The 19,871-nt window shown below is 65.7% G+C and carries 19 protein-coding genes; 9 read left to right on the forward strand and 10 right to left on the reverse strand.

Features of this window, described 5'->3' with window-relative positions; translation table 11 throughout:
• The first annotated feature begins 8 nt into the window (after positions 1-8).
• The 4 genes from CDO87_RS03730 (at position 9) to CDO87_RS03745 (ending at position 4,574) form a co-directional block, all read left to right on the forward strand.
• Positions 9-767, forward strand: a complete 759-nt coding sequence (locus CDO87_RS03730) for an ABC transporter ATP-binding protein (RefSeq protein ID WP_100927521.1) — start codon at positions 9-11, stop codon at positions 765-767.
• Positions 768-868: 101 nt separating this feature from the next.
• Positions 869-1,624, forward strand: coding sequence for an ABC transporter ATP-binding protein (locus CDO87_RS03735; protein WP_100927522.1), 756 nt, complete (start codon positions 869-871; stop codon positions 1,622-1,624).
• 112 nt (positions 1,625-1,736) lie between these two features.
• Positions 1,737-3,683 (forward strand): acetate--CoA ligase, encoded by a 1,947-nt coding sequence (gene acs / locus CDO87_RS03740; protein WP_100927523.1) that lies wholly within the window; start codon positions 1,737-1,739, stop codon positions 3,681-3,683.
• A gap of 309 nt (positions 3,684-3,992) precedes the next feature.
• Positions 3,993-4,574: a hypothetical protein gene (locus tag CDO87_RS03745; protein WP_100927524.1), complete on the forward strand. Its 582-nt coding sequence runs from the start codon at positions 3,993-3,995 to the stop codon at positions 4,572-4,574.
• Here CDO87_RS03745 and CDO87_RS03750 read toward each other — a convergent pair.
• On the reverse strand, positions 4,520-6,013 hold the full coding sequence (locus CDO87_RS03750; RefSeq protein ID WP_100927525.1) for an AMP-binding protein: 1,494 nt from the start codon (positions 6,011-6,013) through the stop codon (positions 4,520-4,522). The genes CDO87_RS03745 and CDO87_RS03750 overlap by 55 nt on opposite strands.
• 171 nt (positions 6,014-6,184) lie before the next feature.
• On the opposite strand from CDO87_RS03750, the gene accB reads away from it, so the two are divergent.
• The 3 genes from accB (at position 6,185) to aat (ending at position 8,846) form a co-directional block, all read left to right on the forward strand.
• Positions 6,185-6,676 carry an acetyl-CoA carboxylase biotin carboxyl carrier protein gene (gene accB, locus CDO87_RS03755; RefSeq protein WP_100927526.1) on the forward strand — a complete coding sequence of 164 codons (492 nt, stop codon included), beginning with the start codon at positions 6,185-6,187 and terminating at the stop codon, positions 6,674-6,676.
• A 16-nt stretch (positions 6,677-6,692) separates the two neighbouring features.
• Complete coding sequence (gene accC, locus CDO87_RS03760) at positions 6,693-8,042, forward strand: acetyl-CoA carboxylase biotin carboxylase subunit (RefSeq protein ID WP_100927527.1); 1,350 nt, start codon at positions 6,693-6,695, stop codon at positions 8,040-8,042.
• Between the two features lie 150 nt (positions 8,043-8,192).
• Entirely contained in the window at positions 8,193-8,846 is a 654-nt protein-coding gene (aat, locus tag CDO87_RS03765; protein WP_100927528.1) for a leucyl/phenylalanyl-tRNA--protein transferase, read from the forward strand.
• Positions 8,847-8,869: 23 nt separating this feature from the next.
• Here the strand turns inward: aat and CDO87_RS03770 are convergent, their stop codons facing one another.
• The 3 genes from CDO87_RS03770 to CDO87_RS03780 are packed head-to-tail and all read right to left on the reverse strand — an operon-like array spanning position 8,870 to position 10,067.
• Complete coding sequence (locus CDO87_RS03770) at positions 8,870-9,244, reverse strand: DUF2155 domain-containing protein (RefSeq protein WP_100927529.1); 375 nt, start codon at positions 9,242-9,244, stop codon at positions 8,870-8,872.
• Positions 9,241-9,690 carry an outer membrane lipid asymmetry maintenance protein MlaD gene (gene mlaD / locus CDO87_RS03775; protein WP_100927530.1) on the reverse strand — a complete coding sequence of 150 codons (450 nt, stop codon included), beginning with the start codon at positions 9,688-9,690 and terminating at the stop codon, positions 9,241-9,243. The genes CDO87_RS03770 and mlaD overlap by 4 nt, the downstream gene beginning before the upstream one ends.
• Complete coding sequence (locus CDO87_RS03780; RefSeq protein ID WP_100927531.1) at positions 9,687-10,067, reverse strand: NADH:ubiquinone oxidoreductase subunit NDUFA12; 381 nt, start codon at positions 10,065-10,067, stop codon at positions 9,687-9,689. The genes mlaD and CDO87_RS03780 overlap by 4 nt, the downstream gene beginning before the upstream one ends.
• Before the next feature lie 182 nt (positions 10,068-10,249).
• On the opposite strand from CDO87_RS03780, the gene CDO87_RS03785 reads away from it, so the two are divergent.
• Positions 10,250-12,025 (forward strand): FkbM family methyltransferase, encoded by a 1,776-nt coding sequence (locus CDO87_RS03785; RefSeq protein ID WP_100927532.1) that lies wholly within the window; start codon positions 10,250-10,252, stop codon positions 12,023-12,025.
• A gap of 6 nt (positions 12,026-12,031) precedes the next feature.
• On the opposite strand, the gene CDO87_RS03790 is transcribed toward CDO87_RS03785, so the two are convergent.
• The 3 genes from CDO87_RS03790 to CDO87_RS03800 all read right to left on the reverse strand — a co-directional run bounded on the left by CDO87_RS03790 (position 12,032) and on the right by CDO87_RS03800 (position 14,536).
• The gene (locus CDO87_RS03790) at positions 12,032-12,388 is read right to left on the reverse strand and encodes a RidA family protein (RefSeq protein ID WP_100930824.1); all 357 of its coding nucleotides are present in this window, start codon (positions 12,386-12,388) and stop codon (positions 12,032-12,034) included.
• Between the two features lie 84 nt (positions 12,389-12,472).
• Positions 12,473-13,738, reverse strand: a complete 1,266-nt coding sequence (clpX, locus tag CDO87_RS03795; protein WP_100927533.1) for an ATP-dependent Clp protease ATP-binding subunit ClpX — start codon at positions 13,736-13,738, stop codon at positions 12,473-12,475.
• A 165-nt stretch (positions 13,739-13,903) separates the two neighbouring features.
• A complete protein-coding gene (locus tag CDO87_RS03800) occupies positions 13,904-14,536 on the reverse strand; it encodes an ATP-dependent Clp protease proteolytic subunit (RefSeq protein WP_100927534.1) in 633 nt (210 codons plus the stop codon).
• A gap of 98 nt (positions 14,537-14,634) precedes the next feature.
• On the opposite strand from CDO87_RS03800, the gene CDO87_RS03805 reads away from it, so the two are divergent.
• A complete protein-coding gene (locus CDO87_RS03805) occupies positions 14,635-15,885 on the forward strand; it encodes an FAD-binding domain-containing protein (RefSeq protein ID WP_100927535.1) in 1,251 nt (416 codons plus the stop codon).
• Between the two features lie 16 nt (positions 15,886-15,901).
• Here the strand turns inward: CDO87_RS03805 and CDO87_RS03810 are convergent, their stop codons facing one another.
• From CDO87_RS03810 to soxC, 3 genes are all read right to left on the reverse strand, one after another.
• Entirely contained in the window at positions 15,902-16,855 is a 954-nt protein-coding gene (locus CDO87_RS03810) for a cation diffusion facilitator family transporter (protein ID WP_198521810.1), read from the reverse strand.
• A gap of 453 nt (positions 16,856-17,308) precedes the next feature.
• Complete coding sequence (locus tag CDO87_RS03815; protein ID WP_198521811.1) at positions 17,309-18,586, reverse strand: c-type cytochrome; 1,278 nt, start codon at positions 18,584-18,586, stop codon at positions 17,309-17,311.
• Positions 18,570-19,847 (reverse strand): sulfite dehydrogenase, encoded by a 1,278-nt coding sequence (gene soxC / locus CDO87_RS03820; RefSeq protein ID WP_100927537.1) that lies wholly within the window; start codon positions 19,845-19,847, stop codon positions 18,570-18,572. Before soxC ends, CDO87_RS03815 begins: the two co-directional genes overlap by 17 nt.
• Positions 19,848-19,871: the final 24 nt, after the last annotated feature.

Consider the following 19,871-nt stretch of genomic DNA (forward strand, 5'->3'; position numbering starts at 1 on the left):
AGCGGACCATGGGCATTCTTGAAGTCAAGGACGTGGGCAAGCGCTTCGGCGGTCTGAAGGCGCTGAGCGACGTCAACCTCAGCGTGGCAGAGAACACCTGCCACGCGATCATCGGGCCGAACGGCGCGGGCAAGTCGACGCTCCTGAACTGCCTCGTCGGCAAGCTGATCCCCGACACCGGGTCGGTGATGTTCGACGGCCAGTCCGTGCTGGGGCGCTCCCCGCACGAGATCAACCAGATGGGCATCAGCCGCGTGTTCCAGACCCCGGAGATCTTCGGAGACCTGACGGTGATGGAGAACATGATGATCCCGCTGTTCGCCCGCCGCGACGGCTCCTACCGGCTGCACGCCATAGAGTCGGTGGCGAGCGAAAGGGACCTGACCGCGCAGGCCGAGCAGATGCTCGACGAGGTCAACATGCTGGACAAGCGCCACATGCACTCCGCCTCCATGTCGCGCGGCGACAAGCGCCGGCTCGAGATGGCGATGTGCCTGATCCAGCGGCCGAAACTGCTGCTGCTGGACGAACCCACCGCCGGGATGGCGCGCGCCGACACCAACAACACCATCGACCTGCTCCGGCAGATCAAGGAAGAGCGCGACATCACCATCGCAATCATCGAGCACGACATGCACGTGGTGTTCTCCCTCGCCGACCGGATCACGGTGCTGGCGCAGGGCACGCCGCTGGTCGAGGACACGCCCGAGAAGATCAAGGGCCATCCGAAGGTGAAGGAAGCCTACCTGGGCGAAGCCGCCGCCTGACACCCCTCGGGCGGGGCGGCGCAAAGCCCCGCCCTGTCCCATGTCGCGCCATATCGTAGGGCGGGGCTATGCGCCGCCTCCCTTTCCGAAAGGACCCACAGATGAACGTCCGTCCCGATTTTTCGAAACACGCCAACCACGCCGAAACGGCGCCCGCGTTCCTCTCCGTGTGGGACATGCACTCCTACTACGGCGAGAGCTACATCGTGCAGGGCATTTCCTTCAACGTGCACGAGGGCGAGATCCTCGCCCTGCTGGGCCGCAACGGCGCCGGCAAGACGACGACGCTGCGCTCCATCGCGCGGCTCGACAATCCGCAGGTGATGAAGGGCGAGATCTGGCTCGACCACCAGCCGCTGCACACCATGCGCTCGCACCAGGCGGCGGTGGCGGGACTGGGTCTCGTGCCCGAAGACCGGCGCATCATCCCCGGCCTGACGGTGGAGGAGAACCTGCAGCTGGCCCAGATCGCGCCGCCGATCGGATGGTCGCTCGACCGCCTCTACGAGCTGTTCCCGCGCCTCGGCGAACGTCGCAAGCAGGAGGGCGTCACCCTGTCCGGCGGCGAGCAGCAGATGCTGTCCATCGCCCGGGCACTGGCGCGCGACATCAAGGTCCTGCTGCTGGACGAGCCCTACGAGGGTCTCGCCCCGGTCATCGTCGACGAGATCGAGAAGACCCTGCGCCACATCAAGGAACAGGGCATGACCACGATCATCGTCGAACAGAACGCCGTGCGCGCCCTGCAACTGGCCGACCGCGCCGTGATCCTCGACACCGGCAGCATCGTCTACGACGGCTCCGCCGCCGAGGTGCTCGAGAACGAATCCCTGCGCGCCGAATACCTGGCGATCTGATCCGGTCGCGCCCGCCGCGGCGCGGTCCGTCCCGGCCACACGACCAACGAACCACTTGATTTCAGGGGCGGGGAGGTTTTCCCTGCCCCTGACCGATTTAGGAGGAGAGACAATGTCCAAAACCTACCCGCCGTCGTCCGAGGTGGTGTCGCGCGCGCATGTGGATGCTTCGAAGTACGAGGCGATGTATGCGGCCTCCGTTTCCGATCCGGATGCGTTCTGGGCGGAGCAGGCAGAGCGCCTGGAGTGGATGAAGCGGCCGACCGAGATCCGCAACGTCGACTTCACCCTGGGCCAGGTCTCGATCGAGTGGTTCCGGGACGGCACGCTGAACGTTGCGGCCAACTGCGTCGACCGCCATCTCGAGACCCGCGGCAACCAGACCGCCATCATCTTCGAGCCCGACGACCCGAACGAACAGGCGCAGTCGATCTCCTACAACGACCTGCACCGCCGCGTCTGCCGGATGGCCAACGTGCTGGAATCGCTGGGTGTCCGCAAGGGCGACCGCGTGGTCATCTACCTGCCGATGATCCCCGAGGCCGCCTACGCCATGCTCGCCTGCGCCCGCATCGGCGCGATCCACTCCATCGTCTTCGCCGGCTTCTCTCCGGACGCGCTGGCCGCCCGCATCAACGGCTGCGACGCAAAGGTGGTGATCACCGCCGACGAGGCGCCGCGCGGCGGCCGCAAGACCCCGCTGAAGACCAATGCCGACAAGGCGCTTTTGCACTGCAAGGACAGCGTCAAGTGCCTCGTGGTCAAGCGCACCGGCGGCCAGACCACCTGGGTCGAGGGCCGCGACTTCGACTACAACGAGATGGCGCTGGAAGTCTCCGACTACTCCCAACCCGTTGAAATGAATGCCGAAGACCCGCTGTTCATCCTGTACACCTCCGGTTCGACGGGTCAGCCGAAAGGTGTCGTACACTCGACAGGTGGATATCTGGTTTACGCCGCCCTCACCCACGAGGTCACCTTCGATTACCACGACGGCGACGTCTACTGGTGCACCGCCGACGTGGGCTGGGTCACCGGGCATTCCTACATCGTTTACGGGCCTTTGGCGAACGGCGCGACCACGCTGATGTTCGAGGGCGTGCCCACGTACCCCGACGCCAGCCGCTTCTGGCAGGTTTGTGAAAAACACAAGGTAAACCAGTTCTACACCGCGCCGACCGCGATCCGCGCGCTGATGGGCCAGGGTAACGAATTCGCAACGAAATGCGATCTATCCTCGCTGCGGCTTCTGGGCACGGTGGGCGAACCGATCAACCCGGAGGCCTGGAACTGGTACAACGACGTCATCGGCCAGGGGCGCTGTCCGATCGTCGACACTTGGTGGCAGACCGAAACCGGCGGGCACATGATGACCCCGCTGCCGGGCGCGCATGCCACGAAACCCGGCGCGGCGATGCGCCCGTTCTTCGGCGTGCAGCCCGTGGTGCTGGACCCGCAGTCCGGGGCAGAGATCGACGCCGTCCCGACGGAGGGCGTGCTGGCCATCAAGGACAGCTGGCCCGGCCAGATGCGCACCGTCTGGGGCGATCACGAGCGGTTCGAGAAGACCTACTTCTCGGACTACAAGGGCTATTACTTCTCCGGCGACGGCTGCCGCCGGGACGCCGACGGCGACTACTGGATCACCGGCCGGGTCGACGACGTGATCAACGTCTCGGGCCACCGCATGGGCACGGCAGAGGTCGAATCGGCCCTCGTGGCGCATGAGAAGGTCGCGGAGGCCGCGGTCGTCGGCTACCCGCACGAGATCAAGGGCCAGGGCATCTACTGCTACGTGACCCTGATGAACGGCGTCGAACCCTCGGACGAACTCCGCAAGGAGCTGCGCACCTGGGTCCGCCAGGAGATCGGCCCGATCGCCTCGCCCGACCTCATCCAGTGGGCCCCCGGCCTGCCCAAGACCCGCTCCGGCAAGATCATGCGCCGCATCCTGCGCAAGATCGCCGAAAACGACTACGGCGCACTCGGCGACACATCCACACTCGCAGAACCAGCCGTCGTCGACGACCTCATCGAAAACAGAATGAACAAGGACTGAAGCCCGCGCGGCACCATGCAGGGCCGCGATAAAATTAAAGCGCGACCGCCCCGGCGGTCGCGTTTCCTTTCGGATAACAGCTCATTCGGAAGACACCGCCAGCCAACCGTTCGAAACGCCTGGCGGATCGTTTACAATAGGTGAACACACGCATTTATGTCCGGATACTCGTTTCCACCCTCAACCCGGTCTTAGCCTCCGTTAATCAGCACCTCAGAATTTCCTTCCAATTCTAGCGGCATGGCTGCGAAACTGCAGAACATATGCTAAACATGATCTGGTGGGGGCGCACTGGACGGAGCAGTGGAAATGCAACTCTCAGGCCTCTCTTTCACGAGTGCGCCGCAGGTGATGGGCCAGACACGCGGCCTGCCCGCCGTCGAGGACAAGACGGTGGATGTTCAGAAGATCAAGCCAATCCTCGACGCACGCCAACCGGAGACCCAGCTCGGGTCGCCGCAACCGCCCTCATCGTTCTGGAACACTGCGCAAGGCAAACCCGATCCGCGCAACCATAACGCGCCGCCATCGATCATGCAGATCAAGATCAGCCAGATGCTGAACGATCAGGCGACGGAACATGCGGCCGGGCAGCCGGACGAGACGACGGAGGACAAGCCGGAAGTGGCCGTCGCCGCCACCGGCGCCCCCCGTCCCGCGCCCGAAGCCGCGAAGGCCAATGCGTCCGAGCACGCGATCCTGCCGTTCCCGAACCGGGAACCCGAGAAAGGCGAGGAGACCGCGCTCATGCTGCCGCAGATGCCCGAGCCGCCCGCAAGACCCGCACCGCGGGAGATCGAGGTCAAGGAGGCGCGGCCCAGCCAGGCTCAGGCGGGTTACGGCGACGCGGCCAGCATGTCGCGCAAAGATGTCTTCAGCACCTTGCCATAGTTGTTCTTCGGCAATTCCTCGACCGCGAAGTAGGCTTTGGGCCGCTTGAACCGCGCGATGCGGTCCAGGCAATGTGCGTCCAGCGCGGCCACGTCCAGCGCGCCACGGCTGACCACGAAGGCCACCACGTCTTCGCCCCATTCAGGATGCGGTCGCCCCAGAACGGCGACCTCAAGCACGTCCTCATGTTCCAGCAAGGCCTCCTCGACCTCGCGCGGGTAGATGTTGGTGCCTCCGGAAATGATCAGGTCCTTCGAACGGTCCTTCAGCGTGACGTAACCGTCCGCGTCCATGCTGCCCAGGTCGCCGGTGCACAGCCATCCATCCCTGAGCGTCTTCGCCGTGGCCTCCGGGTTACGCCAGTACCCCGGCATGACCACGTCGCCGCGCACGAGGATTTCACCGATCTCGCCCGGTTCGGAGGCGCCGTCGATGCGCACCTCCACCACGGATTGCGCCCGCCCGACAGAACCCAGCCGCGACCGCCAGTCCGGGTGGCTCCGGTCGCTCACTTCGCCCTTGGTCAGCGCGGTGATCCCCATCGGGCATTCGCCCTGCCCGTAGATCTGCGCGAAGACCGGACCGAAGGTTTCGGTGGCCTCGAGGATGTCGGACAGGTACATCGGCCCACCGGCGTAGACGATCGTCTTCAGCCCCTCGCCGCTGCGGTGCGCTTCGCGCGCGTGGCGGGTCAGGCGCTGGACCATCGTCGGCGCCATAAACATGTGCGCCCGTCCGAAATGCGCCGCCAGATCGAGGGTTTCTCCCGCATCGAAGCCGCCCGAGGCCGGGAAGACGTGACGCGCGCCGGCGCGGACATGAATCAGGCTGTAAAGCCCGGCACCGTGGCTGAGGGGCGCCGCGTAGATCGTCGCATCCCCGGCCTCCACCCGTTCGAGATCGGCCTGATAGCTCAGCGACATGGTCATCAGCATCCGGTGCGTGATCATCACGCCCTTGGGGCGCCCCGTGGTGCCGGAGGTGTAGAACAGCCAGGCAAGGTCATCCGGCGCGCGGGCCACTGTCGGCAGAGGCGTGGCAAAGAGTGCGTCCCACTCCGGCGATCCGGCCGCCACGACGGGCACCCCGGTCACATCGGTCAGCGCACCGGCCAGCGAGGACGTGGCCAGCGCAAGGCAGGTGCCGGAATTCCCGATGATCCAGGCTGCCTCTCGCGCGTGGAGCTTGGCGTTGATCGGCACCACAACGGCGCCCGCACGCCAGACGGCGAAGAGCGCCACGAGGTACTGCGGGGTGTTCTTCATGAAGATCGCCACGCGGTCGCCCGGAACCAACCCGCGCGCCGCCAGCCCGCCAGCCAGCGCCGCCACCGCCGACTCGAAGCTGCCGTAGTCCGAAACGCAGTCCGTGCCGTCGAAAAGCGCGCCGCGCCCGGGGTCCCCGGCGGCGGCCCGGGTCAGCCATTCCGCTATGTTCATGCCCGATCCTCCCTGCCCCTGATCCAAACATTAAGCGCCGAGCCGCGCAATCTGCGCCGGCGTCGCTTTTCACCGCCGCAAACCTCACCTATAAGCGCTGACAGCCTGCGCGGACCAAAGGCGCGGGCGCCATCGGCATTGGCAGCGGCATGAGCACGGCACGAGGACGGCATGAGCAAGAACACCCACGAGACAGACGTGGCCTTCATCAAGGCCCTGGCGGAGGTCCTTCAGGAAAACGACCTGACCGAGCTGGAAGTCAAACGGGAGTACGGCGAGGACGACAGCCTGAACGTCCGCGTGTCGCGCGCGGCACCGGCGGTGACCTACGCAGCCCCGGCGCCCGCCGCGGCCCCTGCCCCGGCAGCCGCCGCAGCGCCCGCAGCACCTGCCGCCGCGGCGGAACTGCCGGAAGACCCGGCGGCGCATCCCGGCGCGGTGACCTCTCCCATGGTCGGCACGGTCTACATGCAGCCCGAACCGGGCGCGCCGTCGTTCATCTCGGTGGGCGCGCAGGTCAAGGAAGGCGATACGCTCCTGATCGTCGAAGCGATGAAGACCATGAACCACATCCCGGCCCCCCGCGCCGGCACCGTCAAGCGCATCCTCGTCGAGGACGGCGCACCCGTGGAATACGGCGCCCCGCTGGTCATCCTCGAATAAACCCAAGAGGAACAGCATGTTCGACAAGATACTCATCGCCAACCGCGGCGAGATTGCGCTCCGCGTCATCCGGGCCTGCCGCGAGATGGGCATTCCCTCCGTCGCCGTGCACTCCACCGCGGATGCCGACGCGATGCACGTCCGTATGGCAGATGAAACCATCTGCATCGGTCCCGCACCGTCGCCCGACAGCTACCTGTCGATCCCGGCGATCATCTCGGCCTGCGAAGTGACCGGCGCCACGGCGATTCACCCAGGCTACGGTTTCCTTTCCGAGAACGCCCGCTTCGTGCAGATCGTCGAAGACCACGACCTGACCTTCATCGGGCCGTCGGCGCAGCACATCTCGATGATGGGCGACAAGATCACCGCCAAGGACACCGCGAAGGCGCTGGGGATTCCCTGCGTGCCCGGGTCCGCGGGCGGCGTGCCCACGGTCGACGACGCCAAGAAGATCGGGGCGGAGTTCGGCTATCCGGTCATCATCAAGGCCACCGCCGGCGGCGGCGGTCGCGGCATGAAGGTCGCGGCGGACGAGACGCAGATGGAACGCGCCTACCAGACCGCGCGGGCCGAGGCGAAAGCCGCCTTCGGCAACGACGAGGTCTACATCGAGAAATACCTGCAGAAGCCGCGCCACATCGAGATCCAGGTGTTCGGCGACGGTCAGGGCGGCGGTGTCCACCTCGGCGAACGAGACTGTTCGCTGCAGCGTCGTCACCAGAAGGTCTTTGAAGAGGCGCCCGGCCCCTGCATCACCCCCGAAGAGCGCGCACGGATCGGCAAGATCTGCGCCGACGCAATCTCGGAAATGGGCTATCGCGGCGCGGGCACCATCGAGTTCCTCTACGAGGACGGCGAGTTCTACTTCATCGAGATGAACACGCGTCTCCAAGTGGAGCATCCAGTGACGGAGGCGATCTTCGGTGTCGACCTCGTGCGCGAACAGATCCGCGTCGCAGCCGGTGAGAAGCTGTCCTTCACCCAGGACGAGCTGACGATCAACGGCCACGCCATCGAGGTCCGGATCAACGCGGAGAAGCTGCCGGAATTCCGGCCCTCGCCCGGGACGATCTCGCACTTCCATGCGCCCGGCGGGCTTGGCGTGCGGATGGATTCCGCGCTGTATGACGGCTACCGCATCCCGCCCTACTACGACAGCCTGATCGGCAAGCTGATCGTGCATGGCCGCGACCGGCCCGAGGCTCTGGCCCGGCTGAACCGCGCGCTGGGTGAGCTGATCGTCGACGGCGTCGACACCACGGTGCCGCTGTTCCACGCGCTGCTGCGGGAAAAGGACATTCACACGGGCGCCTACAACATCCACTGGCTGGAGAAATGGCTGGAGTCCGGCGGTCTTAAGTGATCGCGTGATACCAGAGGCCGCCCCCGGGGCGGCCTTTCTGCTTGAAGCCGACTGTTGCCCGCGCAGTTCCCGTTGCCGCCAACACCCGTTTGCCGCGCCCCCGGCGATCCGTTACCGTTGTCGACACACCTCGTCGCTTGCCCGCGGATCATGACCGTCACTCCGGACCTCCTGTTGCACGCCTATCGTTCCGGCATCTTCCCGATGGCCGAACGCCACGACGATCCGGAGATCTTCTGGGTCGATCCCCGCCGTCGGGGCGTCTTGCCGATCCGGCAGTTCCACATCTCGCGCAGCCTCGCCAAACGCCTGAAACGGGAAGATTATTCCGTGACGCTGAACGCCTGCTTCGGCGGGGTGATCGACGGCTGTGCCGACCGGTCGGAGACCTGGATCAACACCGAAATCCGCCTGCTTTACGAAGAGCTGTTCGACATGGGCCATGCCCATTCGCTGGAGGTCTGGTCGAGGGGGGCGCTGGTGGGCGGCGTCTATGGCGTGTCGGTGGGCGGTGCCTTCTGCGGCGAAAGCATGTTCTCGCGGATCACCGACGCCTCCAAGATCGCGCTGGCCTGGCTGACCGACCTTCTGGGCCGGACGGGTTACACCCTGTTCGACACGCAGTTCCTGACGCCCCACCTCGCGACGCTCGGCGCGACAGAGATCACCCGGTCTGAGTACCGGCACCTGCTGGCCCGGGCGCTGATGGAGGACGCCGACCTGACGCGGGCGCCGCTGGCCTCAAGCGGGGCGGAGGTTGTGGCGCGTAATGCGGCCAACCGGGCGGAGCGGTCCGTTTCCTGAAGCGGAGGGCAGCCCCCTGCCCGTCACTCCGTCGTGCAGCGCAGGACCCAGACGTCGTAACGCGGGTGATCGAGCGGGAAGAGCGCAGGCGACGAGGCCACCATCCACCCTTCGAACACCGGCTGGGCGACGCCCGCCTCGCGGATGGTGAGGAAGGCATAGGCATTGCCGGACGGGTCGCCGACCGGGTAGCGGCATTCGCGCAGCACGACCTCCAGGAGGCCCATGACATGGCTTTCGCCGTTGCGCAGGGTGAAGTCCGCCACCTTGGCGTTCAGCTTGTCGAGGCCGCGCAGAACGGCGCCTGTGCCGGCATTGACCTCTTCCTGTGCCTGCACCGCGCCGCCGAGGCACAGCGCCGCCAGTGCGGTCGCCAGAAAGGCCTTCCGGAATGTCATTCTTCGTTCCCTCCGCCGACGTACTTCAGCAGCAGTGACAGCAGGCTGACGGAGCCCTGGGTGTCGAGGATCTCGTCCCCGGCGGCAAAGAAGAACGGCGAGCCACCCGGCGAGATTTCCACGTAGTTGCCGCCAAGCAGCCCTTCGGACGCGATGATGATCGCACTGTCGTCGGGGATCTGGATGCCGTCTTCGACCGTCACCACCGTGTCGGCGCGGTAGGTCGTCGGATTGAGGGCGATGTCGGTGACGGTTCCCACCTTCACCCCGGCCAGCCGGACGTCGGTGCCGACGGTCACGCCCTCGATCGAACGGAAGGAGGCGGTCAGGTCATAGCCCGTACCGCCAAGCGAATAGCCCGTGCTCTGGATCGTGTAGACGCCGAAGGCCAGCGCGCCGGCCAGAACCGCCGCGCCCAGCGTGACTTCGCCGGCGGAATGGCTCATTCCGGGCTCCAGGCCTCGTAGTCCTGACGCTCCGCAGGATGGGCCTGGCGGATGGAGCCCTGGGGCGCATAGGCCAGCGCGGTGCCGGTCAGGTTCTCGATATGGGACTTTTCCCACGGCTTGTGCGGCAGCGGCTTTTCGCTGGGCAGGTCGTCGAAGGTGTAATGCAGCCAGCCGTGCCAGTCGGGCGACACGCGGGAAGCCTCCGCCTCGCCGTTGAAGATCACCCAGCGCTTGCCGTCGGCGCCGGTGTAGAAGGCATTGCCTTGCTCGTCCTCGCCGACCTTCGTGCCCTTGCGCGCCGTGTACATCAGGGTGTTCAGGGTTGCGCCGTTCCACCAGGTGACCGCGCGCAGAAGGGTTTTGAGAATGCCCATGGACGACTCCTTCGACGTTTCAATCGCTTGTATGGCGAAACACGGGGCCAAGGTCCAGTGGCCCGGGTGACGCAGATGGCCCCTGTCTTCACCCATTTGCCAAAAATCGCTGGTGTGGCGGGGTCACCGTGGCACAGTTGGCGAAAAGATCATCGCATACGTTGCACCTCAAGCGAGCAGCCATGACCGAAATGACCCACGCGGCCGTCTGCAAGGGCGTCAAAGTGCCATCGTCTCCGTTCCTGACCGAGACGCGCATCAAGCGGATGGCAGAGGCGCGCTACGAGGGCGAAGAGATCGCCGGTGCCCTGGCCGTAGTGCGCGAAGGCGACCGTGTGCTGGAGATGGGTGCTGGCCTTGGCGTCGTGGGGGCCGTGACCGCGCTGAATGCAAAGCCTGAGGCGGTGCTGTCGTTCGAGGCCAATCCCAGCCTCGTGCCGCATATCGAGAAGCTCTATGCGCTGAACGGGCTGGAGGACCGGATCGAGGTCCGCAACCAGCTGGTGATTTCCGCCCCCGACCGGCCGGAGAGCATGACGTTCCATGTCCGCAACTCCTTCCTCGGCTCGTCGCTGATCGACCGCGAGGGGCGCCGGACACGCCCGGTGGAAGTGCCGACCGTCGCCTTCGACAAGGTCCGGGAGGAGTTCCGGCCCTCTGTCCTGATCATGGACATCGAGGGCGGAGAGCTGGATTTCCTCAGCCATGCCAACCTTGACGGCATCCGCGCCGTGGTGATCGAGTTTCACCCCGACCTCTATGGCACCAGGGGCACCAAGCAGTGCAAGGACGCGCTGCGGGCGGCAGGTTTCGCGAAGGTCGAGGAGAAGTCGACGCGCTTTGTCTGGACCTGCATCCGCAAGGTGCGCCTGTCGCCGCCGCAACCGACCGAAGGGTGGTCGCGGGAAAGCGTGACGCTTGAAGGGCCGGTGGTCGTGCCACCCGCCGCGCGCAGCCATGTGCAGGAAACGGGTGTGCTGACGCGCGAGGGACTGCCCGTTCAACATGCCGGACTGTGGCGGGGCCAGCGGCTGCTGACCGTACCGCCTGCCATGCCGGAGGGCGCGGTGGAGCGCCTGCCGGGCAAATGGCTGTGGGGCGGGGTGCTGTGGCGCTACTTCCCGCATTTCATCACCGAGAGTGTCACCCGCCTCTGGGCGCTTGAGGGGATGGACCAGTCGGACTTCGACGGCATCCTGTTCGTGCCGAAGAACCCCGGCAACGACGATCCGGCGCCCGGCTTCCATCGGGCCTTCCTCGACCTGATGGGCACAAGCCTCGAGATCCGGGAAGCGCGCGTGGCGCTCAGGCCGGACGAACTGGTGGTGCCGGGACAGGGGTTCGGGCTGGGCGAGATCAGCAAGGGCACGCCGGAGTTCCGTGCGGCAATGGCGGCGCGGTTCGCCAGGGAGGTGAAGGCAGAGGGGCCGGAGAAACTTTACATCAGCCGCGCACGGCTGGGTCCGCAGCGCGGTGCCCTGCTGGGCGAGGCCGCGCTGGAGGCCTTGCTGGAGGCGGAAGGCTACACGGTCTTCCACCCGCAGGAACACAGCCTGGAACTGCAGATCGCGCACTACCGCGCCGCGAAACAGGTCATCGCGGCGGAAGGGTCGTCGCTGCACCTGTATGCATTTGCGGGACGTCCGGATGCACAGGTCGCGATGATCCTGCGGCGCAAGTCGAAGGCGACGCAGCATATCTCGACCCATATCGAGGGGTTCACCGGGGTGAAGCCGCTCTGGATCGACCATCTGCGCCGCACATGGGGCCGCTCGGATACGCCGCGCAAGCGCCTGCATATCGGAGAGCCGGACTTTGCAGCGATCCAGAATGACCTGATCGCCGGCGGGTTCATCGGCCAGGGGGACGCTTGGCTACAGCCGCCTGAGGAAGAGATGCAGGCGTTGCTTGGCCCCGACTACCAACTGGTCGACGAGGCCATGAAGATCGCAAGCTGAGGCCGCTCAGGCGATCGCGGTCAGCTCGATCTCGATCCGGTACTTCGGGTCGATCAGGTTGCACTCGACCATCGTCGCCGCGGGCGGGTTGTCCCCGAACACCTCGGAGAGGATCGGCCAGCAGGGTTCGAACTCTGCCGCGTCGGGCAGGTAGTAATTGACGCGCACCGCCTTGTCGAAGCCCGATCCGGCCTCTGCCAGCGCCTTGCCGATCACGTCCAGCGCCGCGCGGCATTGTTCGGTGACGGTGTCGCCCTGCCCCACGGTGCCGGCGACATGCACGAAGCCCCCGGCCACCACGGCCCGGCAATACCCGATCTTGGCCTCGAACGGGCCGCCCGAATGAATACGTCTGATGGTCACTTTGTTCTCCAGGAAAAGTGGTGTTCCCACGCAAGAGGGCGGGGAAACCCCCGCCCTTTGAAACATGTCCTGCCTGCCGAAACCTCAGCCCGCAGACGCGCCTTCCTTCTTCTGGTCGGCATAGATCATCAGCGGCTTGGCGTCAGAGTTGACGGCCTCCTCGTTCACGACGACCTCCGTCACCTCTTCCATGCCCGGCAGTTCGAACATGGTGTCGAGAAGGATGCCTTCGAGGATGGAGCGCAGACCCCGTGCGCCGGTCTTGCGCTGGATCGCCTTCTTGGCGATGGCGGACAGCGCATCGTCGGTGAAGGTCAGGTCGGTGTCTTCCATCTCGAACAGGCGCTGGTACTGCTTGACCAGTGCGTTCTTCGGCTGGGTCAGGATGGTGACAAGCGCGTCCTCGTCCAGGTCTTCCAGCGTCGCCACGACGGGCAGACGGCCGACGAATTCCGGGATCAGGCCGAACTTCAACAGATCCTCGGGCTCCAGCGACTTGAAGGTTTCGCCGATGCCCTGCTCGCTGTCGTCACGCACGTCGGCGCCGAAGCCCATGGCCGATCCCTTGCCGCGCTGCTTGATGATCCGATCCAGACCGGCAAAGGCGCCGCCGCAGATGAACAGGATGTTGGTGGTGTCCACCTGCAGGAATTCCTGCTGCGGATGCTTGCGCCCGCCCTGCGGCGGAACGGAGGCCACTGTGCCTTCCATCAGCTTCAGAAGCGCCTGCTGCACGCCCTCGCCCGACACGTCGCGGGTTATGGACGGATTCTCCGACTTGCGGGTGATCTTGTCGACCTCGTCGATGTAGACGATGCCGCGCTGCGCCCGCTCGACGTTGTATTCCGAGGACTGAAGCAGCTTGAGGATGATGTTCTCCACGTCCTCGCCCACATAACCGGCTTCGGTCAGCGTGGTGGCGTCGGCCATGGTGAAGGGTACGTCGAGGATGCGCGCCAGCGTCTGTGCCAGCAGCGTCTTGCCGCAGCCCGTGGGGCCGATCAGCAGGATGTTCGACTTCGCCAGTTCGATGTCGGAGGACTTCTGCGAATGGTTGAGTCGCTTGTAGTGGTTGTGCACCGCAACCGAGAGGACGCGCTTCGCCTTCATCTGGCCGATAACGTAGTCGTCCAGCACTTCGCAGATTTCACGGGGGGTGGGCACGCCGTCGGCCGACTTGAGGCCGGCGCCCTTCGTCTCTTCCCGGATGATATCCATGCACAGTTCGACACATTCATCGCAGATGAAGACGGTGGGACCTGCGATCAGTTTGCGCACCTCGTGCTGGCTCTTCCCGCAGAAGCTGCAGTAGAGCGTGTTCTTGCTGTCACCACCTGTATTCGTCGCCATGCTCTGAACCTTTCCCGGGTTTCCCGGTCTTCATCGTCCGCGGAGGGTCGCCGTATGCGGCCCGGACAAGCGTCTTGCGTCAATGTCCGGACAGCTTAGGCCACCCCTCCCGGCGCGACAATCCGAAATTTCGCCCCATGCCTAACGGCAACGGGACCATGCAGATCAACTGTCTGATTCTTCACCTTCAGGCACGCGGGACGTGACGATCTCGTCTATGAGGCCCCATTCCTTGGCCTTTTCGGCGTCCATGAAGTTGTCACGCTCAAGCGCGGCCTCCACCGCCTCGTAGGTCTGGCCGGTGTGCCTCACGTAGATTTCATTGAGGCGGCGCTTCAGTTTGATCGTTTCCTCGGCGTGGATCATGATGTCCGTCGCCTGGCCCTGGTAGCCACCGGAGGGCTGGTGCACCATGATGCGCGAGTTCGGCAGCGAGAAACGCATGCCCGCGGCACCGGCGGTCAGCAGGAGCGACCCCATGGATGCGGCCTGGCCGACCACGAGGGTGGAGACCTTCGGCTTGATGTACTGCATCGTGTCGTAGATCGACAGGCCGGAGGTCACGACACCGCCCGGCGAGTTGATGTACATCGAAATCTCTTTCGACGGGTTCTCTGCCTCGAGGTGGAGGAGCTGCGCCACCACCAGCGACGACATGCCGTCATGCACCGGGCCGTTCAGGAACACGATGCGTTCCTTCAGCAGGCGCGAGAAGATGTCGTATGCGCGTTCGCCGCGGCTGGTCTGTTCGACAACCATGGGAACGAGGTTCATGTAGGTTTCAACTGGGTCTCTCATCTCGGGCCTGCCTGCTGCTGCGTCATTTGAGTGTCGTATCGTCGAGGTGTTACCTGAGTCTTAGTATCGGGGTAGAGGGGCTGCAAGTGGCGGCGGGTATGTATGGCATCACGCTTGAAGCGCGGTCGCCGCCCCCTACCCTTCCGCCCGTGACCGATCATACCTTCCATCCCTCGCGTGAGGCGGCCCTTGCCGCGCTGTCGGAATTCGTGCCGCGGGCCGGCCGGACCTATGCCGAGGGCCGCAACTTCGACCATGGCCCCGGACGGCGAGACGCCGTGTCGCAGCTTTCGCCCTACCTGCGGCACCGGCTGATCACGGAGGAGGACGTGCTGCGCGCCGTGCTGGACCGGCACACGCCCGATGCGGCGTCGAGGTTCGTGACGGAAGTGTTCTGGCGCACCTACTGGAAAGGCTGGCTGGAAATGCGTCCGTCCGTCTGGACTGCCTATCGCGGCGGTCTGGGACAGGCGTGGAACGACGTGCAGACGCAATCCGGCCTGCGCGGACGGTGGGAGGATGCCTGCGCGGGCGAAACGGGGATCGACTGCTTCGACGCCTGGGCGCGGGAACTGGCGGAGACGGGCTATCTGCACAACCACGCCCGCATGTGGTTCGCATCGATCTGGATCTTCACGCTCGGCCTGCCCTGGGAGCTGGGCGCCGATTTCTTCCTCCGCCATCTGCTGGACGGCGATCCGGCCTCCAACACCCTGTCATGGCGCTGGGTGGGCGGGCTGCAGACGCGCGGCAAACACTACGTCGCCACGGCGGAGAACATCGCCGAATACACAGGCGGACGATTCCGCCCCGCACCCGGCGAATTGAACGAAGATGCGGCATCGCTCGACGGCCCGCTCCACCCTGATCCCATTGCGGCACCGGAGAGATCACGGATCGACCTGCGGGACTACTCCGCGCTGATCCTGCACATCGACGACCTGTCGCCGGACTGGCTGCTGGACGACGGTCTGACGCCGCTCGTGACCTTCGTCCTTGCCCCGCCGGCGGACGCGACACCGCTGAAGATGTCGGACCGGGTCCAGGACTTCCGCCGCGCGGCGCTGGAGTCGACGGTCGGGCGCCTGTCGTCCCGCCTTGGCCGCGTCGTGCCCTGTGCGGATGCCGGGGCCTTGAAGGCCGCCGTCGCTGATCTGGGCGCGGCGCGGGCAGTGACGCCCCATGCGCCCGTCGGGCCGGTGGCAGAGGCGCTGACCGAGGTGCCCGCCGAACGCGCGCTCAGGCCCTACGATGCGCGGGCCTGGCCCCATGCGACCGCCGGTTTCTTCAAGTTCCGCAAGCACATCTCCGCGCTTCTGGCGGCCACGCGGGGGATCGAGGTCGTCTGACCGCTCGCTCGGTGCCTCACATGCCGATGCGGCGCGGATCGACACAGACATGCGCCGCGCACTCCATCTCCAGCGTCACGTGGACAAGCCCGTGGTCACGATGCAGCGCCTCCTTGACCTGTGCCTTGATGGCATCCGCCCGGGACCATGCGCCCCTTTCGATGACGACATGGGCCATCAGGGCCGTCTGCTTCTCGTCGATCTGCCAGAGGTGCGCGCCGTGGACCTCCGTCACGCCGACGATCCCCTCGGCGCTTTTCAGGACGTCCTCGGGCGCCATGCGGGGCGGCGTGCCCATCATCAGGATGCGGATCACGCCGCCGATCTCGCTGGCCGCGAGCCACAGGATGTAGGCAGCGATGCCCAGCGTGACCAGCGGGTCCACCCAGGTCCAGCCGAAGAGCAGGATCAGCGTACCTGCAAGGATCACCGCCACCGACCCCAGCGCGTCTGCGAGGTTGTGCAGGAAGGCGGCCCGGATGTTGACGCTGTCCTGCGCCATCTTGAAGGTCAGCCATGCGGTCACGAGGTCCACGACCAGCGCCACACCCGCGATGACGACAACCAGCCAGCCGGTCACCGGCTCGGGATTGAAGAAGCGCAGGACGGCCTCGTAAAGCAGGTAGAGGCCGATCACGATCAGCGTCGTCAGGTTGATGAGCGCCGCGACGACCTCTGCCCGGCCGTAGCCGAAGGTCATGTCGTCGTCGGCCGGACGCCGGGCGATCCTGCGCGCCCAGACGGCGATCAGGAGGCTCGCCGCGTCAGAGAAGTTGTGAAGCGCATCGGCGATCATCGCCAGCGAACCGGAGACCAGCCCCCCGACGATCTGCGCGAAGGTCAGGAGCACGTTGACCCCGACCGCCGCCGCCATGCGACGGTCCCCGGTCAGTTGCTCCGGCGTGATGTGGTGGTGATGGCCGTGACCGTGATCATGGTCGTGGTCATGGTGCGCGTGATCGTGTGGCATGGCCGCAGATGGCGCCCACGTGGCGCCGAGGTCAAGGGGAGGCTGACGGATTGGAGGGTGGGGCCAGGAAAACGTGAACGGTGTCGTCCGAATGTGGGCGTTTCGGAACGTGGTGCCGGGTCCGAGATCCCGGACATGCGGGGAGTTTACGGCTGGCGTGCAGAGGTCCTGGTCCTCTTTTCCACGGCTCATGTGGGAGGACCGTCGTGGCGCCTTGGCGAGATTGGAACACAGGCGATGGCTGCGTTGTCCTGCTTGCCGTGGCAGTGGGGCCACCGCGATCCGGGCAGGCAAGTATTTGAAATATTGAGATTATTGGCTGCGCGGCCGTGGCATTTGTCGTTTGACGCCGTTGCGGTCAGACTGTGCCACAGAGAAAGAAACGGCTGGCCCCGCATTGGGGCCAGCCGTCAGAAGGCTGTCATCGACGGCCTGTTTCTTTGTCCCGGCGGCTTACGGATGCGCCTTGAGGTACTCGATCACCGCGTCGATTTCCTCGGCCTTGCGCAGACCGGCAAAGGCCATCTTGGTGCCTTTGACGTAATCGCGCGGCTTGGCGAGGAAGGCGTGCAGCGCCTCGCTGTCCCAGACCCCGTCCATGCCGTCCATGGCCCCGGAGTAGCTGAAGCCGTCGACAGAAGCGATGTCGCGGTCGACCACGCCGTTCAGGACAGGGCCGGTCTTGTTCTGGGCGCCCTCGCCGACCTGGTGGCAGGCCTGGCACTTCTTGAAGACCCGCTCGCCCGCGGCGACCAGTTCGGGATCGAGCGCCGCGTCTTCTGCAGGCGCGTCACCCTCGGCTGCGGCTTCCTCGACAACAGCCTCTTCGGCGGGCGCCTCGGTCTCTTCGGGAACGGACGCGGTGTCGGCCTCCGGCTGGGCGGTTGCGGCGGCGTTGGAGTTGTTCATTTCCTCCGGCGCTTCGTCGCCGCCCTGGTCGGGCGTCACGTCGAGAACCGTGGCGCGCATGGTGATCTCCACCGGGCTGTCCTTGCAGTTTTCCATGCAGGGCTCGGTCCGCCACTGGCTGTACTCGGTCTCTGCCCGGTCATCGACAATGAATCCGTCGGCGTTGGGCATCTCGACCTCGCCCCATGTCTCGCGCGACAGCTCGAACTCGTCGTCGATGATGTCGTTGGAGTAGAGGATATAGGCCACGATGGCATAGACCTCGTCATCCGACAGCGACTGCGCGTTGCCGAAGGGCATGGAACGGTGGACGTAGTCCCAAACGGTCGACAGGTAGGGCCAGTAGGAGCCCACGGTCTTCAGCGGATCGTCGTCCGCCAGCGTGCCGTCGCCGCCCGCCAGCTTGGGCCAGTTGCCGACACCTTCCGCGAAGGAGCCATGACAAACCGCGCAGTTGTCCTCGAACAGAGGCTCGCCGTCGGAGGCATTGCCCGAACCGTCCGGCAGGTCGGAGCCGTCGGGGTGCACGTCGACGTTCCACGCGGCGACCTCTTCGGGCAGGGCTTCGCGGCCCAGACCGAAACGGGTGCCGGTGCTCGCCTCGTCCGCCTGCGCGCTGGCAACGAACAGACCGTCTGCCGGGGCGGACTCTGCCTGCTGCGCCGGGGTTTCCGGCTCGGGGATCGGGGCGGGCAGTGCCGCCAGCATCGGCGGGTTCTTCGGCTGCGGTGCGACGTTGCGGTCGGCGAAGTTGTAGGCCGCCGTCAGCATCACCACGAGACCGACAGCAGTGCCGCCATAGAGTTTAAGAGACTTCGACATTTTCCGCCTCCCCGTTGGCTTTCACGTGCCAGGTCTGGATACAGTTGTTGTGGTAGATCGAGTTCAGGCCGCGCACCTCGCGCAGTTGCGCCTTGGTCGGCTGCACGTAGCCCGTCTCATCGATGGCGCGGGACTGGAGCAGCCACTCCTCCCCGTTCCAGGTGGTGTCGAGGTAGAAGCGCACCAGCGCCTTGTCGTCGCCGGGGTTGGCCAGACGCGCGGTTTCCCACGTCATGCCGCCGTCCTTCGAAACATCGACGCGGGAGATCTTGCCATGGCCGGACCATGCCATGCCTGTGATGACCACCGGGCCATGGCCGTGCTTGATCGGCGCCTGCGGGCTGGGCGAGGTCACGACGGACTTGGCGTCCATGACCCAGGTCCACTTGCGCGAGGTGCCGTCCGCCAGCGTGTCCGTGTACTTGGAGGTCTCCTCGCGGCTTTCGACGGGGGCGTCCATGACCTCGATCCGGCGGAGCCATTTGACCCACATGTTGCCTTCCCAGCCGGGAACGACGAGGCGCGCAGGGTAGCCGTGTTCCTTGCGGAGCGCCTCACCGTTGGCCTTGAAGGCCACCAGCACGTCGTCCATCGCCTTTTCCATCGGGATGGAGCGGCCGTTGGAGGAAGCGTCGGCACCTTCGACGTAGACCCACTTGTCCTTGAAGTCGCCTGCCGCGTCGAGGCCGGCCTCGGCCAGCAGCGTGCGCAGCGGGACGCCGGAATATTCCATGTTGTGGATCATGCCGTGGGTGAACTGCGCGCCGTTGAGCTGCGCCCCTGCCCATTCCATGCCGGTGTTTGCGGCGCATTCGCAGAAGTAGACGTGGTTCTCGCGCGGGAAGCGTTCGAGATCGTCGTAGGTGAAGACCAAGGGCTTGTCGACGAGGCCATTGATCATCAGGCGGTAGTCGTCCTTCGCCAGCTCGATCGCGCCGGAGTGGTGCCGTTCGAAGGCGCAGCCCGCAGGGGTGATCGTGCCGTCGAGCGCATGGATCGGCGTGAAGTTGATCGAGGAGATCGTGTCGGCGGTCAGCCATTCCACGTTGCGGCGGATGACATCATTCTCGAACCGGATCGGCAGACCGTAGGGCGTGGCATCGACACCGTCGCCAAGGCCGGTCGCCCAGTCCTGCACCTCTGTGATCAGCGGATCGGGGTCCGCCGCCTTTGCAGCCGTTGCGACCACGGCCCCTGCCCCCAGCGCCGCGGCGCTGGTCAGGAACTGCCGGCGCGACGGCGCGGTCTTTTCCTTGCTCATGGCATACTCCTTACGGATCATGTC

Source organism: Sagittula sp. P11 (assembly GCF_002814095.1).
In the GTDB taxonomy this organism is placed as follows: domain Bacteria; phylum Pseudomonadota; class Alphaproteobacteria; order Rhodobacterales; family Rhodobacteraceae; genus Sagittula.

Coding starts and splice junctions, on each gene's coding strand:
- aat (WP_100927528.1), top strand. CDS start 8,193: ATGACCGTCACTCCGGACCTCCTGTTGCACGCCTATCGTTCCGGCATC.
- CDO87_RS03780 (WP_100927531.1), bottom strand. CDS start 10,067: ATGGGCATTCTCAAAACCCTTCTGCGCGCGGTCACCTGGTGGAACGGC.
- CDO87_RS03745 (WP_100927524.1), top strand. CDS start 3,993: ATGCAACTCTCAGGCCTCTCTTTCACGAGTGCGCCGCAGGTGATGGGC.
- CDO87_RS03750 (WP_100927525.1), bottom strand. CDS start 6,013: ATGAACATAGCGGAATGGCTGACCCGGGCCGCCGCCGGGGACCCCGGG.
- CDO87_RS03785 (WP_100927532.1), top strand. CDS start 10,250: ATGACCGAAATGACCCACGCGGCCGTCTGCAAGGGCGTCAAAGTGCCA.
- acs (WP_100927523.1), top strand. CDS start 1,737: ATGTCCAAAACCTACCCGCCGTCGTCCGAGGTGGTGTCGCGCGCGCAT.
- CDO87_RS03730 (WP_100927521.1), top strand. CDS start 9: ATGGGCATTCTTGAAGTCAAGGACGTGGGCAAGCGCTTCGGCGGTCTG.
- CDO87_RS03805 (WP_100927535.1), top strand. CDS start 14,635: ATGTATGGCATCACGCTTGAAGCGCGGTCGCCGCCCCCTACCCTTCCG.
- mlaD (WP_100927530.1), bottom strand. CDS start 9,690: ATGAGCCATTCCGCCGGCGAAGTCACGCTGGGCGCGGCGGTTCTGGCC.
- CDO87_RS03810 (WP_198521810.1), bottom strand. CDS start 16,855: ATGCCACACGATCACGCGCACCATGACCACGACCATGATCACGGTCAC.
- CDO87_RS03770 (WP_100927529.1), bottom strand. CDS start 9,244: ATGACATTCCGGAAGGCCTTTCTGGCGACCGCACTGGCGGCGCTGTGC.
- accB (WP_100927526.1), top strand. CDS start 6,185: ATGAGCAAGAACACCCACGAGACAGACGTGGCCTTCATCAAGGCCCTG.
- CDO87_RS03735 (WP_100927522.1), top strand. CDS start 869: ATGAACGTCCGTCCCGATTTTTCGAAACACGCCAACCACGCCGAAACG.
- clpX (WP_100927533.1), bottom strand. CDS start 13,738: ATGGCGACGAATACAGGTGGTGACAGCAAGAACACGCTCTACTGCAGC.
- CDO87_RS03800 (WP_100927534.1), bottom strand. CDS start 14,536: ATGAGAGACCCAGTTGAAACCTACATGAACCTCGTTCCCATGGTTGTC.
- soxC (WP_100927537.1), bottom strand. CDS start 19,847: ATGAGCAAGGAAAAGACCGCGCCGTCGCGCCGGCAGTTCCTGACCAGC.
- CDO87_RS03815 (WP_198521811.1), bottom strand. CDS start 18,586: ATGTCGAAGTCTCTTAAACTCTATGGCGGCACTGCTGTCGGTCTCGTG.
- accC (WP_100927527.1), top strand. CDS start 6,693: ATGTTCGACAAGATACTCATCGCCAACCGCGGCGAGATTGCGCTCCGC.